Origin of the sequence: Flavobacterium sp. N502540 (assembly GCF_025947365.1) — a bacterium.
In the GTDB taxonomy this organism is placed as follows: Bacteria; Bacteroidota; Bacteroidia; order Flavobacteriales; family Flavobacteriaceae; genus Flavobacterium.
On record NZ_CP110012.1, the window covers coordinates 1,027,479 to 1,046,136 of the forward strand.

Annotated in this window: 13 protein-coding genes; 6 read left to right on the forward strand and 7 right to left on the reverse strand. The window is 36.3% G+C overall.

Annotated elements, in window-relative coordinates; translation table 11 throughout:
* Window positions 1-121 precede the first annotated feature (121 nt).
* Window positions 122-694, reverse strand: a complete 573-nt coding sequence (locus OLM58_RS04685) for an adenylate kinase (RefSeq protein WP_264531386.1) — start codon at window positions 692-694, stop codon at window positions 122-124.
* A gap of 72 nt (window positions 695-766) precedes the next feature.
* Window positions 767-1,297 carry a phosphoribosyltransferase gene (locus OLM58_RS04690; RefSeq protein WP_264531387.1) on the reverse strand — a complete coding sequence of 177 codons (531 nt, stop codon included), beginning with the start codon at window positions 1,295-1,297 and terminating at the stop codon, window positions 767-769.
* 213 nt (window positions 1,298-1,510) lie between these two features.
* Here OLM58_RS04690 and OLM58_RS04695 point away from each other — a divergent pair, with 213 nt between their 5' ends.
* The 6 genes from OLM58_RS04695 (at window position 1,511) to OLM58_RS04720 (ending at window position 7,181) form a co-directional block, all read left to right on the forward strand.
* The gene (locus OLM58_RS04695) at window positions 1,511-2,065 is read left to right on the forward strand and encodes a hypothetical protein (RefSeq protein ID WP_264531388.1); all 555 of its coding nucleotides are present in this window, start codon (window positions 1,511-1,513) and stop codon (window positions 2,063-2,065) included.
* A gap of 139 nt (window positions 2,066-2,204) precedes the next feature.
* Complete coding sequence (locus tag OLM58_RS04700) at window positions 2,205-3,353, forward strand: 5-(carboxyamino)imidazole ribonucleotide synthase (RefSeq protein ID WP_264531389.1); 1,149 nt, start codon at window positions 2,205-2,207, stop codon at window positions 3,351-3,353.
* Window positions 3,354-3,456: 103 nt separating this feature from the next.
* Window positions 3,457-3,675 carry a hypothetical protein gene (locus tag OLM58_RS04705; RefSeq protein WP_263361979.1) on the forward strand — a complete coding sequence of 73 codons (219 nt, stop codon included), beginning with the start codon at window positions 3,457-3,459 and terminating at the stop codon, window positions 3,673-3,675.
* Window positions 3,676-3,747: 72 nt separating this feature from the next.
* Entirely contained in the window at window positions 3,748-4,233 is a 486-nt protein-coding gene (purE, locus tag OLM58_RS04710; RefSeq protein ID WP_007803541.1) for a 5-(carboxyamino)imidazole ribonucleotide mutase, read from the forward strand.
* 115 nt (window positions 4,234-4,348) lie between these two features.
* Window positions 4,349-6,376: a M3 family metallopeptidase gene (locus OLM58_RS04715; RefSeq protein WP_264531390.1), complete on the forward strand. Its 2,028-nt coding sequence runs from the start codon at window positions 4,349-4,351 to the stop codon at window positions 6,374-6,376.
* 145 nt (window positions 6,377-6,521) lie between these two features.
* Window positions 6,522-7,181: a vancomycin high temperature exclusion protein gene (locus OLM58_RS04720; RefSeq protein WP_264531391.1), complete on the forward strand. Its 660-nt coding sequence runs from the start codon at window positions 6,522-6,524 to the stop codon at window positions 7,179-7,181.
* Window positions 7,182-7,215: 34 nt separating this feature from the next.
* On the opposite strand, the gene OLM58_RS04725 is transcribed toward OLM58_RS04720, so the two are convergent.
* The 5 genes from OLM58_RS04725 to OLM58_RS04745 all read right to left on the reverse strand — a co-directional run bounded on the left by OLM58_RS04725 (window position 7,216) and on the right by OLM58_RS04745 (window position 18,615).
* A complete protein-coding gene (locus tag OLM58_RS04725; RefSeq protein WP_264531392.1) occupies window positions 7,216-10,698 on the reverse strand; it encodes a T9SS type B sorting domain-containing protein in 3,483 nt (1,160 codons plus the stop codon).
* A 125-nt stretch (window positions 10,699-10,823) separates the two neighbouring features.
* Window positions 10,824-14,972: a glycosyl hydrolase family 18 protein gene (locus OLM58_RS04730; protein WP_264531393.1), complete on the reverse strand. Its 4,149-nt coding sequence runs from the start codon at window positions 14,970-14,972 to the stop codon at window positions 10,824-10,826.
* Window positions 14,973-15,671: 699 nt separating this feature from the next.
* Complete coding sequence (locus OLM58_RS04735; protein ID WP_264531394.1) at window positions 15,672-16,376, reverse strand: hypothetical protein; 705 nt, start codon at window positions 16,374-16,376, stop codon at window positions 15,672-15,674.
* A 185-nt stretch (window positions 16,377-16,561) separates the two neighbouring features.
* The gene (locus OLM58_RS04740; RefSeq protein ID WP_264531395.1) at window positions 16,562-18,028 is read right to left on the reverse strand and encodes a hypothetical protein; all 1,467 of its coding nucleotides are present in this window, start codon (window positions 18,026-18,028) and stop codon (window positions 16,562-16,564) included.
* Window positions 18,029-18,201: 173 nt separating this feature from the next.
* Window positions 18,202-18,615 (reverse strand): DUF1842 domain-containing protein, encoded by a 414-nt coding sequence (locus OLM58_RS04745; protein ID WP_202703318.1) that lies wholly within the window; start codon window positions 18,613-18,615, stop codon window positions 18,202-18,204.
* Between the last annotated feature and the right edge of the window lie 43 nt (window positions 18,616-18,658).

An 18,658-nucleotide genomic window follows, 5' to 3' on the forward strand; every position in this document is an offset into this window, starting at 1 on the left:
TTAAAAAACTAATTTTTCTTCCCAGAAAACAGCAACCCAAAGATGCTTGTTTTATGACAAGAAAAATAGTTCTTAAAAGTCCCGATCGCAGTCGGGATGAAACGACAGCCGAAAAAAGCTTCTACAAATTATCTATAACTGACGTTAATCGCTCTGTAATTTCTTCAATCGTTCCGATACCGTTTACGGCATGAAACTTATTTTGTTCTTTATAATATCCAATTAGCGGAGCTGTTTTTTCATTGTACTCCTGGTATCTTACTCTAATTTTCTCTTCATCCTGATCGTCAGCTCTTCCGCTGGTTTTTCCTCTTTCCAACAAACGAGCCACTAGAATTTCATCATCTGCTTCTAATGCAATAGTCGCCGTTACACTTGATCCAATCGTTGGTAAAAATTGATCTAAAGCTTCTGCCTGATCTAAAGTTCTAGGATAACCGTCGAACAAAAACCCTGCTGTATCTGGATGTTTTTTTACCTCATCAATTAACATTGCGGTAGTTACTTCACACGGAACTAACTCTCCGTTATCCATAAAAACTCTGGCTTGTTTTCCTAAATCTGTATCATTTTTTAAGTTAAAACGAAAAATATCTCCTGTTGAAAGATGTGTTAATTTGTACTTTTCTTTTAAAAATTCTGCCTGAGTTCCTTTACCTGCCCCTGGCTTTCCAAATAAAACAATGTTAATCATAATATGAGTAAGTGTTGTGACTTCTATTTTATAAGAAGTTTTAAATGAATATATAGTTGTGTGTGTTTAAATTTATTCTGCCAATTTATAAACTTCGGGGAAGTTTCTTCCCAAACCATCATAGTCCAGTCCGTAACCTACAATAAATTTATTCGGAATTCTAATTCCGATATAATCTATTTTGATGTCTTTTTTATAAGCTTCCGGTTTAAAAAACAAAGTAGCAATTTTAAAATGCTTTACATTTTGCGCTTTAAACAGTTGTTTCAATTCTTCAATTGTATTTCCTGTATCAATAATGTCTTCAATAAGAATAACCGTTCTTCCTGATAAATCCTGATTGATCCCTATTAATTCTTTTACCGTATTGGTACTTTCAATTCCTTTATACGAAGCCATTTTGATAAAGGAAACCTCACAAAGGCCTTTATATTTCTTCAAAAAATCGGCAACCACCATAAAAGCCCCATTTAAAACACCAATAAAAATTGGGGTATCATCTCCAAAATCATCTTCTACCTGTGTTACTATTTTAGTTAAAGCGAAATCAATTTCTTTGGCCGAAATAAACGGAACAAATTGTTTATCGTGAAGTTGTATCATTATTTTTACATTTAAAATAATGGGCAAAGATACAGAATTACAACTAAACTGCAGGTATCAAAATATAGTGCATATCTATTTTTTTAAGAATGTTAAATATCGCTTACTATTTAGAAATCTTTTCTTAAAAACAGGTCTGATTTTATTAAATCAGCAGATTTTAAAACCATAACGTTAAATTACTTATTTTAGACCTGTCCTAAACTCATCAAAATGCCTTCTGAATTACAAACGAAATTAGATTATGTAAAAGCTTATCGGGAAAACCGTCTTAATGTTGCAAATGAGGTTCTCGAAAATCCATCCTTATTTGAAGAACTTGTATCGATTTGTTTTTCCCCATCAGACAAAAACAATCACAAAGCCTGCTGGATTATGGAATTTGTTTCATACGAAGAATTGATCTGGCTGCAACCGTATCTTGATTTTTTCTGTTCGAATTTGAAGGTTTTAAAAGACGAAAGTGCCATCCGTCCTATCGCAAAAGTTGTTCAGCTATTGATAAAAGCCCACTATAAAAAAAATGAAAACGGCATTTCACTTTCCGAAACTAATCTGCAGGATTGTATCGAAGCATCATTTGACTGGCTTATCAATGATGTAAAAGTAGCGACCAAGGCCTATTCAATCAGAACTTTATATCTATTAGGCAATCATTATGACTGGATACACCCTGAACTGCAAGTTATTCTGAATAAGGATTATGGCGATCATTCTGCTGCTTACAAAGCCGTTGCCAAAGAAGTTTTGAAGAAAATAGAAAAATAGTCTTTTTGCCACGAATTCACGAATTATATTTCCAAGTCAAAAAAGTAAAAATTTATGCATTCGTAGCAAAAAAAATAGTGCAAAACGATTTTTTGGCTAAAAAAAGATTAAAAAGTATCTTTGCAAAAACACAACTACAATGAATTATTTTTCTTCTGATTTTAAATTAGGAATATTAGGCGGCGGACAATTAGGTAAAATGCTTTTGTTTGACACCCGAAAATTTGACATCCAAACTTATGTTCTTGACCCAAGCGACGAAGCTCCAAGTAAATTTGCCTGTAATAAATTCTTTCAGGGGGATTTAATGGATTATGAAACGGTTTATAATTTTGGAAAACAAGTAGATGTTCTGACTTTTGAAATCGAACTGGTTAACTTGGAGGCCCTAACACAATTAGAGAATGAAGGCTTGAAAATCTATCCTTCGCCTAAAACCTTAAAAGGAATTCAAAACAAAGGAATTCAAAAACAATTTTACGCAGATCATCATATCCCAACAGCGCCATTTGAGCGATTTGAAAATTTGGAGGGTCTAAAAGCTAAAATTCAAGATATAAAATTACCATTTGTCTGGAAATGCACTGAGTTTGGTTACGACGGAAACGGCGTGAAAGTGATTCGTCAGGTTTCGGATCTGGACAGTTTACCAAATGTAGAATGTATTGCAGAAACCATGATTCCGTTTAAAAACGAATTGGCGGTTATTGTCTGCAGAAATCCATCAGGAGAAATAAAAACGTATCCGGTTGTTGAAATGGAATTTCATCCGGAAGCCAACCAGGTAGAATATGTAATCTGTCCTGCCAGAATTGATGACAAAGTAGCCGAAAAAGCGAGAGCGATTGCCTTAAATGTTTCGGAAAAATTTAATCATGTTGGTCTTTTAGCTGTTGAAATGTTTCAGACTAATGACGATGATATTTTAGTAAATGAAGTAGCACCTCGTCCGCACAATTCAGGACACTACTCGATTGAAGCCAGTTATACTTCGCAATTCGAGAATCATTTGCGTGCGATTTTGAATCTTCCTTTGGGAAATACCGACAGTAAAGTTGCCGGGATTATGGTTAATTTAGTAGGTGCCGAAGGTTTTTCGGGAGATGTTGTTTATGAAAATATCGAAACCATTTTGGGATGGAACGGTGTTACCCCTCATATTTACGGTAAAAAACAAACACGTCCTTTCCGAAAAATGGGGCATGTTACCATCGTAAATGAAGACATGTCTGAGGCAAGAAGAATTGCCGAAAACGTTAAGAATACCATTAGAGTGATTAGTAATTAGTCGCAGTTTTCGGTCACAGTCAACAGTCTGAAACCTGAAACAGAACAAGTAGTTTTCAGTCACAGTCAACAGTTTACAAAAACTTGAATCAAAAATATTACAAATGGGATTTCTTGATCTTCTTGATTTATTAAATAATGCTTCAAAGGCAGGTAAAACCCAAAATTTAACTAAAAATTACGTTGAAAAGTTTACTGATAAAAATGAATATGTTGGAGAGAGAATCAAATATTTTATTGGATTCTTATTTATAACATTGTTCTTAATTGTATTAGGTCTTGGAATTATATTTTTAATTTTTAAAACCCTAAAACAGTCCTAAACAAAATAACTTCTAAATTTCAGTTTTAATCAACCTGAAACTTGAAACATAAAATATAAAACAAAAAAACACATGAGCAAAGTAGCCATCATCATGGGAAGTATCTCTGACATGCCGGTCATGCAGGATGCCATCGACATATTAAAACAATTTAATATTGAAGTTGAAGTAGACATCGTTTCAGCACACCGAACGCCGGAAAAACTATTCGATTTCAGTAAAAATGCACACACTCGCGGAATTTCGGTGATTATTGCCGGAGCCGGAGGAGCTGCACACTTGCCAGGAATGGTTGCCTCAATGTCGCCACTTCCGGTAATTGGAGTTCCGGTAAAATCAAGCAATTCTATTGATGGTTGGGATTCGGTACTATCGATCCTTCAAATGCCAGGCGGAGTTCCTGTTGCAACAGTAGCGCTAAACGGTGCTAAAAATGCCGGAATCTTAGCAGCACAAATCATCGGAAGTCACGATAAAAAAGTACTTGATACTATTATTTCGTATAAAGAAGAATTAAAAGCGGCAGTTAATAAAGCGGCTGAAGGATTAAAGAAGTAAAAATTAATTCCACAGAGATTCACAAAAACAAACACAAAGCTTCGCAAAGAATAATTAAAAAACTTTGCGAAGCTCTGTGTTTTCTTAGCGAAACTTTGCGTAACACAAAAATACTATGAGCATCTTAACACAACATTTCAATACCAAACACAATACAGCACCTTTTTCGCAAATTAAAATCGAAGATTATGTTCCTGCTTTCAACGAAGCAATTGCTTTGGCTAAAGCCGAAATTGATGCCATCGTAAACAACCCGGACGAACCCACTTTTGAAAATACCGTTGTAGCAATGGATTTCACAGGGGATGTTCTGGATCGTCTTACCAGTATTTTCTTCAATCTGAATTCGGCAGAAACCACTGATGAGATGCAAAAAATTGCACAGGAAGTTTCTCCTTTACTTTCGGAGTTCGGAAATGACATTACCTTAAATGCGGCATTATTTGCCAAAATTAAAGCTGTTCACGAGCAAAAGGAAACGCTGAATTTAAATCCAGAGCAAACTACGCTTTTGGATAAAAAATACAAAAGCTTCTCTAGAAACGGAGCCAATTTACCTGAAGATAAAAAAGAAAACTTACGTGAAATCGACAAAGAATTGTCGAAATTAAGTCTGCAATTTGGAGAAAATGTTTTGGCCGAAACCAATGCTTTTGAGTTGCATTTAACCGACGAAAAAGATCTGGCAGGTTTACCGGAAGGCACTATCGAAGCTGCGAGATTATTAGCTAAAAGTCAGGAAAAAGAGGGCTGGATTTTCACTTTAGATTATCCGAGTTATATTCCGTTTGTAACGTACGCCGATAATCGTGAATTACGCAAAAAAATGGCGATTGCCTTTGGTGCAAAAGCTTTTCAAAATAATGAATTTGACAATCAGGAGAACGTATTGGCGATTGCCAAACTACGTTTTAAAAGAGCCAATTTATTAGGATACAAAACTCATGCTCATTTTGTTTTGGAGGAAAGAATGGCCGAGAGTCCGGAAAAAGTTTTCTCTTTCCTTAATGATTTGCTGGCTAAAGCAAAACCGGCAGCTCAAAAAGAGTTTGCTGAATTAGCCGCTTTTGCCAAAGATTTGGACGGAATTGAACAATTGGAAAAATGGGATGGTGCTTATTATTCTGAAAAATTAAAACAGCAGCTTTTCAACTTAGATGACGAAAAACTGAAACCTTATTTTCAATTAGAAAAAGTTTTAGATGGAGCTTTTACTGTTGCCCAAAAACTTTACGGATTAACTTTTACGGAAGTTTTTGATATCGATAAATATCACGAAGAAGTGATGACATACGAGGTAAAAGATGTGGAGAACAATTTAGTTGCTATTTTCTACGCGGATTTTTTCCCTAGAAGAGGAAAACGAAACGGAGCATGGATGACCTCTTTCAAATCACAATCTATAAAAGATGGGACAAACGAAAGACCTCATATTTCGAACGTTTGTAACTTTACAAAACCAACAGAAACCAAACCTTCGTTATTGACGTTTAATGAAGTTACTACTTTGTTTCACGAATTTGGTCACGGTTTACACGGGATGCTTGCCAACACCACTTACCCTAGCTTGTCCGGAACTTCTGTATTTTGGGATTTTGTAGAATTACCAAGTCAGATTATGGAAAACTGGTGTTACGAGCCTGAAGCTTTGGCTTTATTTGCGAATCACTACGAAACAAATGAAATTATTCCGATCGAATACGTTCAAAAAATTAAAGAAAGTGCCAGTTTTCAAGAAGGTCTTGCCACTTTACGTCAATTGAGCTTTGGACTTTTGGATATGGCCTGGCACGGACAGGATCCGACAGCTATTACAGATCTGAAAACTTTTGAAACAGAGCAATTTGCGAACACTCAATTATACCCTGACGTAAAAGAGAATGCCATGAGTACTGCTTTTTCTCATATTTTCCAGGGCGGTTATTCTTCAGGATATTACAGTTACAAATGGGCAGAAGTACTGGATGCTGATGCTTTTGAATATTTTCAGGAAAACGGAATCTTCAATGATGAAGTCGCTGCAAAATTCCGAGACAATGTTCTCTCAAAAGGGGGAACCGAACATCCGATGACTTTATACAAACGTTTCAGAGGCCAGGAACCAAAACCGGAAGCGCTATTGAAAAGAGCAGGACTACTTTAAGATTTTTAGACTTCTTAGCGTATTAAATATATTTAAAACCGAGGTAGAAATACTTCGGTTTTTTTGATTCGATCTGAATACAAATACCAAAAATAATTTTACTTATCTTCACCATTCTTTTTAACCTTTATCTTCGAAATTCAAATTGAAAAAACTTCTCAAAAAACTAATTTACCTTTTCATCATTGGGATTATTACAATCATTTCTATTAATTGGTATGCAAAATCCTCAACTAGTGATCTGATTTATCACACTGTAAATAAACTTCCAAAAAATGAAGTGGGAATTATTTTTGGAGCCGGAATCAATGGTGATCAACCGAGTAAATATTTAAAAGACAGACTGGATGCCGGAATTCTATTGTATAAAACACATAAAATAGATAAAATTCTGCTTTCAGGCGATAATGGCAGAGATGAACATGATGAACTTACCGTAATGAAAACATATTGTTTCAATCACGGAGTTGACACTTCTAAAATATTTATTGATTACGCCGGTTTTGACACCTACTCAACTATGTACCGCGCCTCACATATTTTTAAAATTAAAAAAGCAACTTTAGTTTCTCAGGAATATCACTTAAACAGGGCCATTTACATTGGACAAAAACTGGAAGTAAAATCAATTGGATTTTCTGCCAACAAAGGAGAATATCTGGGATATCAATATGTGACTTTTAGAGAATACGGTTCTATTTTTAAATCTTTTTTTGATGTTATAAGAAATCGCGAGCCTCGTTTTTTAGGAAATGAAATTAATATTAATGGCGTTTCCAATTATTCAAAAGAGGATAAACGATAAAAAGACATTTTTTGGCTTCCCAAATTTTTTTAAACTACCTTTTTAAAGAAAAATGACTTCTAACCTGTTTTGCAATACCTGGGTTATTTATCTCTTCATACGTTAGAACAAACCAGTAATCTGAAGCAAAAACAGGACTGTTTCTATAAGTACCATCCCATCCCGGAGTATTTTTTGTCAAATGAGTGATGAACTTACCATATCTGTCAAAAATATCGATCTCTAATTTATTGAAATTCTCCAGATTATTTACATGCCAGGTATCATTATATCCATCACTATTAGGTGTAAAAAACTTAGGATAATCCAATTCCGTTAATTCAGGTTTTTGTAACTCACAATCTTCTTTGTTTAAAAAAACCACTTTTGCCACAGACGAAAGTAAATAACATCCCTTACTGGTAACAACATTAACGGTATAATTTCCTTCCTGAGTTGCAACATAAGTATTCGTATTGGATCCCAAGATAGCATTATCATCGACTTCCCATTGATAAGACTTAATGATGTGATTGGAAGGAATCTTTACCTCTAAAACAGTACTGTCTCCTTTGCAAATCATTAGATTTCCTTCAATTACAACCTCTGCTGAAACTGTATTCTCCTCAATAATCAAAACATCATCCATGAAAAGACTACAGCTTCTCGTCGAAATTTTGGTTAATCGATAAGTTCCTTCCTTAGCCGGAGACTCTATTAATGTATGTAAACCTTTACTATCAATAGTCATCGGAGACTGAACAATCCCATTTAATTCATAATCTATTGTAAATGGCCCCGGATCTTTACTTGTAATTTCTACCTGAATTCCTGAATTCTCTCCTAAACAAAAATCTCCCCCATACTTGACTAATTTAGCATTCGCAGTAAATGGTTCTTCATTATCAATCACAAGAGTATTATCTAATGAAAAGCTACATCCTCCGTTTGAAATTTTTGTAATTCGATAGATTCCAGCCTTAGATGGAGCTGTTACTAAAGTATATAAACCCGCATCATTTATAGTTACGGGAGATTGCGGTATTCCGTTAATTTCATACTCTATTACAAAAGGGCCAGAATCGGGGCTCATAATTTCTACCTGCACTCCTGAACTTTCTCCTAAACAAGCATTCCCTCCGTATTTAATTAGGCTGGCGCTGACTTTAGGAGGCACACCCCCATAAATAATTAAAGTATCATCCAGTAAAAAAACACAACCTTCAACTGAAATTTTTGTTAAGCGATATGTTCCAACATTTGCCGGAGCCATTATTAATGTGTGTAAACCTGTACTGCTTATCGTTACAGGAGATTGAACGGTTCCATTAATTTCATATTCTATTGTAAATGGGCCAGATTTTGTACTTGTTATGTTTACTTGAATCCCTGAACCTAACCCTGAACAGGAGACTCCTCCATATCTCGTTAATTTAGCACTGGCTGATGCTGGAATTTCTTTATCAATAACAATTGTATCGTCAAGCACCGAAGTACATCCCCCTGTAGAAATTTTAGTCAATCGATAAGTTCCTTCCTTAGCCGGAGCAGCTATTAAAGGATACAAACCTATACTGTTTATTGTTACGGGAGATTGAGCCACTCCGTTTTTTTCATATTCTACTATAAAGGGACCGGATCCCGTACCGCTTATTTCAACCTTGACTCCCGCTCCCGTACATGTTCCTCCTCCGTCTTTAACTAATTTTGCTGATATTGCAACTCCAACATTTTTTATTTCTATAGGCTCACACACAACTTCTCCGGCAGAATTAGCATCACTGATTGCAATAATAGCATATGTTCCTTCTGACAAAGATGCCGAATTTATCGAATACGGATTTTGTGAAGTGGTTATTTCAGGATAAACAATTTCCGGAGATACATCGGTTCTCTTGTACGTAAATTTATAAGGAGGTGTCCCGGAGAAATAAACCGTTAATCCTAACTCTTTTCCGCAACCTCCGTCAAATCCTTCCATTCTGGCTGTAGGAGCAAAACAACCGTTTGATTCGTTACCATATGTTTCAGACAATCCTTTTTTAGGATCAAAGGCTGGTAAAAAGACAACTATTGCCTCTACTACATCGTGCATCTGGTATCTGAAAGATATAGAATTACCTCCATTGATACGATCAAAAACAGGTTTGATTGCAGCTCTGAAATTTGCTTCTGTTACTCCGAAAGCAGCATAAAAAGGCGTAATTTTTTTTATATACCCGTCTACGTCACTCCAGTCAATTTGTGCGTCATAGAATCCTCTAAAGGTATGAGCCGACTTATCAGTTACTCCCCAAATAGCAGCATCAGTCCAGCTGATATCTGCTACCCTATCATCTAATACTTTTGTCAGTCTATTAATTTGTTCTGCATATAGCCGGTCCAGACCGGAAGGTGAAGCCGGAGAAATATAATCCATCAAATTTGTTGCAGCGACAGCATTCGCACGATTTTTAACAAAAACAGGTTCAAAAGCACCACTGTTCATTCCCTGATTATAAGCCAGAGCTAAAATTTTAACCGCTGCATAGGGATCTTTTGAGTCTTTTATAAACCCTATAGGATTCCAGCATTTAACATATTGCCAAAAAGCAATATTTCTGTAATCATGATACGTTTTTATAATAGATTGAAACTCAAAACTTGCTCCTATGGCCGGATCGGCTATAAAACTATTCTTAGATACCTGAGGTATAAAACAAGGATAGTTCATAAACATCTCCATCCAGCTTCCTCCCATCTCTTGCTGAAAATATCCTGCTGCAACCTTCCCTGTGGTATCATAACAATTGACTCCACCGTTAATTAAATCCTGATTAGGGTATTTTTTTGTCACCCAACCTGGAGCAATAAGTTTACTCCCTTCGCAGCCTGCGTTTATTTCCTGAATCGTTGTTGCAAAATACTCATTGATACTCATGGCCTCAAATCCCATCAGATTTGTAAACAAACTGTGAGAAACAGCCATACTAATAGCCCACCCTTTTCTGTTTTCGGGAATATAAACATCTACACGTTCACCCCATGCCCAGACAGAGCCTTCGCCGATTTTTATTTCATTACCATTAGGTCCCGCAGGTTTTATGGCGCAGATACTGCTAAAACTTTTTTCGCACTTAAAATTCTCGGTAGCCGGAGGAGTGTAACAAGTAATTCCTTTTATGGGAGTACCATTTAATGTCCCCTGCCCCGGCGGAAACATTCCCGGCACATAATCCATCGTGACACTATAAGTTGTAGTTCCTACCCGCAGCACATCTCCCCAGGTTGTTTTTTTAAGCTCAACGATACCGTTATCTCCGTTTTGAATGACATCCATTCCGGACCACATTATAACATTAGAAACTCCTTTCCAATTGAAAACAAAACTATAATCCGGTATGGAAGCATTCGTATTATTATGAACTTTAAAATCTAAAACAATCGTGTTTCCATACTTACCTGTCATACAAAACTCATAACTTACTTGAGAATAGGCGTTATTTAGGTTAAATAAAAAAAACAGTAACAGAAATTGTATTTTGTAAAATTTCATCATTATTTATCTGTATTTACAGGATCACGAACCAAATTCATTTTCGATCGGCATAAAGAATTAGATGACCTAACGAATTTAACGCGATTAGTTAACTTCATTTTCAGGAAACTGAATGTTCCTTAATCCTAAAAATTAACCAGCTTATACGATTTTCTTCGTCCCAGATTATCGGTTATGACTACAATAAATAGCTGTTTAGTCAGGAAACTTCCGTCTTCTAACCATAAGCTTCTCTTGTTTTGGATGTTTTTGTACTTTACTACAGATTGCCCAAGAGTATTGTATACCTCAACATGATCAATATCAATTGCTTCATTATGGACCGCTATAGACAATGCATTATCTTTAAAATAAACTATAAAATTGGCCTCCTCTTTTTCGTCAAATTGATCAACTGAAAGTGATTTACTAAAGTAGTTGTCATATGCGTTAGAAAACTCATAACCACTTCCACAAGCAGCATCCCAATTGATAGACCAAGTCATAACTCCTCTCATTTGCGGCTGTAAAGAAGATCTCATCGTATATTTTCTTCCAGAATATGTAGTACCAAATCGTAAGTAATTAAAAGCATTAATGCCTTTGTCTGGTGTTAAATATCCTCCAGCCGGGGCAGCATCAGGACAGCTCGGAATTGCAATAACTATTTTAGACGCCGGCAATGGTGGGAAATAAAATCCGGTAGAAGCTACATTAAATCCTTTCATCATCATGTCTGACATAGCAACCAAAAAATCCGGAGTAGCCTGAGAATATGCTGTATTATCTAAAGCATTTACAGATCCGGTGTTATACAATTGCACCATCAAAAGATCCAGCTCATTACGTAAATTATGAATTACCGGCAAAAAAGATCCGGCTCCATCTCCATACACCGAATATCCAACTTGTACATAATAGGTTTCCGGAGCAGCAGTTAAAATAAAACCTGTTCCATAATAGGCCTTTAATTCCTTGAAAGCATCAATTACATTCTTAAGTTTTGGGTAGGCCGAAATCGCCGAATAAGAAAAATCCTTTAGTGCTCCTGCTCCAAAATTCATAGAACCTCCTTCAAAATCGATATCAACTCCATCAAAGTTGTATTGATCAACAATCGCTTTTATACCATTTACAAATATATTTTTTTGAGCAACGGTTTGTAATTCAACATGACCATTTTGTCCGCCAATTGAAACGATTACGGGGATACCTTTATCTCTCAAAGTTTTGATATCATTTTTTAATAATTGGGGATCAAATACTCCTTTTGTAAAAAATCGAGGTTCATTTACTACTAACAAAGGAGTATAACCATCTCTGTTCACCGTTTCTATAAACGAATAAACGACAACATTGTATTTCTTGTCGGCCATTTGTTTAAAATACAAAAATGGAGCACTTGTATTTTCCCACTCCTGGGCATAACCCAAAATAACTTTAGCCGGCAACGGATTAAACTTTGAATTAACAATAGTAATAGATTGATTCAGTACTTTTTCACCGCCTTTATTATCAATTGCTTTTATAATTATTGGATATTCCTTATAGCTATTTGGAGTAAAAGTATAGTTATAAGTATCTCCGGAACCTTTTATCATAGCAAAATAAGTTCCGTTTATGCTTGCAGCAACACTTTGAATTGTACCATCTCTATCTGTAACATTAACACTTATTGAAACCGGCTGAAAACCTGATGCCTGATTAATTGTAGTTGACACTGGGCCAGTCCACACAATTTCCGGCAATACATTTGGACATGCTGTACCTGAACATTGCAAATAAAATGGAAAATTATTTTCGGCTGTAGTATTATTAGAGGCTGTAGCTGTAGCTTTTAGCGTGTAGTTTTTATTAAAATCAGCTGTTGCCGGTGTCCATGTTGCCCCATACTCTGTACCTGTTGTAGGCGTTCCTGTAATATTTAACCCATTTACATTAAATACAACCGATGATAATGTAGTCTTCCCATCCTCAAAAGTCATACTGGCATTTGCTTTAAGCTGGATAGCTGCTCCGGGAACTATTGCAAGGTTTGCCGCAGACGGGCTCGTAATTGTTACTTGCGGAGCAACACCGCTTGAGTTAAAGTTATATTCTCTTGACGAAACCGGAATTGGCAAATTGGCCAAGTCTGTAGGATAATAAACAACAGAGTTGTTATCCCAGGCATTCATTTTTAAACTTGAAATCGTTGTATAACCCGAAAATATTCCATTGTCAAAACTATATTTCCCAGATGCATCTGTTACAGCAACAAAAGTAGCATAAGGGTGTGTACTATCTGTCCATGGAAGATTTAGTTCAATCTTTGCACCGGCAATTGGCACAGTACCATTTTTAACCATTCCGCTTATTTTATTAGTTGGAGTGGCATTTTGATTAAAATCTAAAACTTTATTTTCACTTAACACACTGTATAAAATAGAAGCGGGTGAAAATGTCATTCCTGTTTTGGCAGCAGTAATGGTATAGTCTGCTCCTGCTGTTAAACCGCTTATGCTATAAGCTCCTTTTGAATCTGAAACCGCAGTAACATTAGCTGTTGCCGAAGCTGCGGTAACGGTTACTCCGGAAACTGCCGTAGTACCATTTAGCACGGTTCCCGTAATGGCATAAAGAGGTTGTGTACCTTGTATAACAATACCTGTTTGGTTTGCAGTAACATTTGTTAATTTTACCGGCGTAAAAGTATAGGAAACTTTTAAAGCAGTAACCGAATAATTGGCTCCCGAAACTACTTTGTTAAAATTAAAATTTCCATCTGAAGATTTAACGGTTTGAATAACAGCGTCATTCTCATCTTTTAACTGAACTGTGGCATCCGAAACCAAATTTGCACCCACTTTTACAGCACCACTAAGGACTAAAGTTCCCTCAACAGCAACATTAAACGAATCATTTATCTGACTCAATAATGCATTAGGAACAGCTCCTCTGGTATCCTGAGACAACTCCCAAACCATTCCTCCTGCAAGGTTTTTAGATGCTATATATTTGACTTTAAGATCAATCGACTGCTTATCTTCATAAGAGATAAACTGTTTTAGCTTAGAGTTGTATAAATAAGGAACTTTGGTAGTGTTATCAAAATATCTCACCCAGCCTGCAGCTGCTGCAGTAGGCGTAACCATCATGGTATTTGGATCAAGATATGGATGCGAATTGGTTGCCGCATTCCCTGCCAAATCACAGATTTCAATACTTCCTGAATTTTCACATGGAGCACCTGTATCCCAGGTTCCAAGCGGAGGCTGTGCATTTTTACAGGCAGAAACTACATCTCTTGGTGCGGCAACGAATAATCCGGGTAAATTAGGATTGATTCCGTCATTAGCAACATGATCAAACTTTTTTCCATAAAAAGGTAATCCCATGATTAATTTGCTTGGGGGAAAACCAACTACATTCAAATATTGACTCGTTAATTCGTCTAATGATTCGGACTGTACTGCACCATAAAGCGGATCATTGGTGTTTCCACTTGCATACAATGGAGCATTATAACAGGTCTTGTCGTACCAGTTTCCTCCAAAATCATAACCAAAATAAGTGATATAATCGCAATAGGTCGAAATATCTTCTGTCATTCCGTATTGAGCTCTGTTATTTGGGCCAAGATATTGTTTAGACACATTTCGAACATTGTTCCCGGCTGCGATTGTAATTAATTTATTGGGCATTGCCTGACGCATTGCCTTTAATAAATAAACTAAATTTTTATTGTCGTCAGGATTGTATTTTTGGGGAGGAACCGGAGCACCATTAAGAATTTCAGTACCATCTGTACCCCCTGAGAGAGGATATTCCCAGTCGATATCAAACCCATCAATAAACGGATAAGTAGCAATGAATTTTACCATATCGGCCGCCAAAGCAGCTCTTGCTGCAGGACTGGCCGCTATTGGAGAAAGATCCTGACCTTTGGTCCAGCCACCAACAGAGATCAGTACTTTCAAATGAGGATACTTTTCTTTTAACTTCATTAAACCATAAAAATTCCCTTTTACGGGAGCATCCCATGGAATTCCACCTTCTGTATGCTCAAAATCGGCATAGGTATCCAAACATTGTAATTTTGTATTCTCCGGATGGGCGGAATCATAACTTGTACCGTAAAAAGAATAATTTAAATGTGTCAATTTACTTCCATCTATCTTAGAGACATTGAAATCCCTACCATAAATAGCCCATTGTGCATAATATCCAACTACTTTTTTATTATGATTCGGCTGGGAAAATAAGAAGATTGGGAATAAAACTGAAAATAAAAATAGTAAGTAGTGGTGTTTCATAACTTTTTTTTTCAAAAATAAAGCTATGTTATAGAATTAACTCTCACAGTGTAACAATTGGCTCATTACATGTAATAATCAGTAGCTTATACCGAAGCACTTAATATTTGGCAGGGAGATTTTCTTCGACAAAAAAATTAAGGCTGCTTTGTCGCAACATTATAGAATGTGGGGTATGTTTTTTTAAATTTGTCGTAATAGTCGAAGTTTGAAACGATACCTGCAAATGTTTCTTTTGCTGTTTTAAGAAATCACTAAAATCGCTCCAAAATCCTGAATCAGCAATCGCCGTTTTAATTCTATTTTATAATTTATGCCCTTACACTTCTTCTTGAAGCTGATCGCAATGCAGGTCTCTCAGATTGTGGCGGCGGAATGTATATGGTTTAATTTTCTGCAATCTCACTGGTCGATGTGTAAACGCTAAGATCATGCTCTCATTCGATCACGACTGACCTCACGAAATTTTTAGTTACGCAACAGCACAAAGGCCGAAACTGTGAAGCATTCTTAGACTTGGAGGCCGGAAAACTTCATAAACTATAATTCTCTTCATTTAGTACCTCAACGGTTTCCTGAAAGAAGTTAATTATTAGTCTATTGGCCATTCTATTTTCTTTAAGTTTAAATTAAAACAAAAGAATTACTCCTCATCCAAATTCAGATGAAGAGTAATTCAGACACTCAACCTATTGTTGTTTACCTGTCTCTTAGAGATCTTTCAGGGGTGCTGGTGTTTTCAATTAACAGTCTTTTCAAATCTATAAAAGCGTCAAAGTTCTTCAACCACTGACCACCCAATGCACTCCAACCGGTATTTATTGCATAACTAACGGAACGGGAGTCTACACCTCTAAGATCAATATAGGCTCCGGCAGACATTGCTTTGTTGATTACAGTAGCCGTCTCGATTTTCTCTGTAGAAAAAATTAGCGCTATTTTAGTAATAGGTGTGATAACTTTTGAAGCCCCGGCTCCTAAAATTGGAAAGGCACACAAAATATTTGATTCCCCATTTACTAACTGACTAATACCCACTGTAAAACGCTGTGTATTCATATTCAAAAAAGATACTGCCCCCGGATAACCGTCAGAAGTTGATTCAATATTACCGGAGCCCATTTGAATAGTTACCAATTCCCCCAAGTCCGTTTGGATGGTATTACTCGGTTCGATTACAACCTTAGGTGCTACCGTACTTGTTGAATTGTAAGCCTCAAATTGTTCCTGCCAGGTAATCTTGGTTGCAGTCAATAATTTTTCTGCCGGCAAACGAAACCATACTGTTGGAGAACCGTCACCCGCTGCCGCTACCGATTTAAATCCGTATAAAGAATATCCTGTCTCTCTTAAAATTTTTACGTCATCGGGACTAATATTGATTATTATACTAAAAGTTGTCATAATTTATTTCTTTGCTTATCCCTACTCATAAGGCTTTACAGGTTACGTCTTTCATTGTTTTCCGAAGGCCAACAGTTCGTTTTTTTTAAGGGCAATCTACTCCACTCCTTGTAACACCTCTGGAAAATCGTTTACACTCTTGAAATTCTAATCGTAAATGCTCATGATCGATAAGGTTCTTATTTTTATTTATTCTCTCGAACAAAATCCTCAAACTGTTTCACTTTCAGTTTTCTCGTTTCTTCTATACGTCTCGATTTCAGGCTACTGTTTGCATTTTTAGCCGTTACTGCAGGTACAGGCGTATTGGTATATAGGTACGACTCAAAAACATGGCTCAGATACAGTGGCGATTTACCTTTGTTAATAGTATCAATATTCTTAGACTGATGGCACGTAAAACAGTTTACCAAATTTTTGTTGCTAATCGCATGAATGTCCTTTTTAAAAGTTTGAGTGTACGTTTCCATTGTAATATTGGCTAAGTTCACAGAACCTCTTGCAAGCGAATCCGGTAATGCACTTGAAATTTTTCTGGTTACTATTGCTACGGCCTGTTCTTCCGAAGACATTCCGTCAAAATTCAGCCAAATGGAACCGTTGTAAAAATAATTTCTAAAAACACCTTTCAATTTAGACGCAACACATTTATTAATGTTCACTATATTATTAAAGTTTGCCGGTTCAGCCTGACTTGTCGCCATATACGAATTTGAACCAACTTCTTTTGGAACTCCATATTCATAAAGAATAAATGCTTTATTAGGTTCTAAGGGACTAATACTATCCCATGTAATTCCTTTTAATCCGGAAGTAGTTCCTTTTTCATAAAGCAATTTTTCATTGGCAGAAGTCACAACGTTATCTTTCTTATCGTAAACCGGGGCCATATCTTGATGTTCGAAAGTTGCCCAGATAAACTCCGGATGATTTTTTACCACTCCCACTACGTGCATTCCTAAGAGTGCAACATTTTTTTGAACATATTTTTTATTCTTATTCATAACAGAAGCTTTAGTTATAAAATAATCAGCCTGTCTGTCTTTTGGAATTGCATCGGCATTAACCCAGGAAACTTTTAGCTCAACTGCTCCAACGGGAAATGTTTCGAGATTAGAATAAGGGATTTTCTTGCTATAAATTGAATCAGCCATTCTAGTCGCTTTATCAAAAAACTTATTATTGACATGTATCGAATAATAAACCGTATCGGCAATTTTGTTTATTTTAGGATTAGATAACAATACCCCTTCTGAACCTGCCTGATTGATAGAACTCAAAACCAACTTTAAACCAGGAGGTAAAGGAACCACAGCCATTTCGGGTGTTACTAACTTAAGAGAATCTAAAAACAAAGGATTTCCATTTGGCAACGGTTTTGTCAGCCATAGAAATTTTTGCCAAGACCATTGATGAAAATCACAATTTGTAGTATTCGCCGAATCGAATGGACTGCCATCACCTTCTTTCGGTGGCGGAGTTTGTTCATGAGGAAACCAGCTGGTCTCGCACTCACAAGGATCAGCTGATGTATTTTCAGAATAGACTCCATCTACTGCTTTCCCATTGTTCCTGTAGATAAGAAACAAGTAAAGACCAACTGCTGCTACTGCAATAAGCAGCACGATAATAATAATCTGTTTTTTTTTCATTGTTTTGTTTTGTTTTTGGTGATTCAGAAATACTTCTTTAATGGGTTTGAAGCTGAAAAAAATCTCTGAAACAAAAAACCGCCCGAAGCAGGCGGTCTTTAGATTTCAATGAAATAAGATTTTTTTCTTAATTCAGTATTCCTGTATTGAATTGTTTGGGGAGAATTTAGTTTCTATGCCAATTCCTTTTTCAAACTCTTTGCAGACTTTACAGGCACATTCTCTATGTGGTGATTCCAATAAGAGAATCCTCCTGTTCCGTTCCATGAACTATCGATTGCTAAGTGTGCCTCAAAATTGGCCAAGAAAGAACCAATTGCAGGAGGAGGAACAGATTGAACATATTGTCCGCTTAGGCTAACTACCTGAGTAATTTTACCGAATCCGGTTGCATATATTCTTCCTTTAACATGAACAACGATATGACTATCAGGACCAGGGATGGCCTGTGTAATCACTACTGTACCCGAAACAGAATGTTGTGACGGTACAACAACTAAACTAAATGATGCAATTGGAGCACCTGGTGTTCCTACATTCCCGATTGTGCCTTTTGCTAAATAGGCACCTGCTAATAAATCTGCCATAATCTTTTAATTTAAATTTTTCTTACTCGTGGGGCTTTTCAGA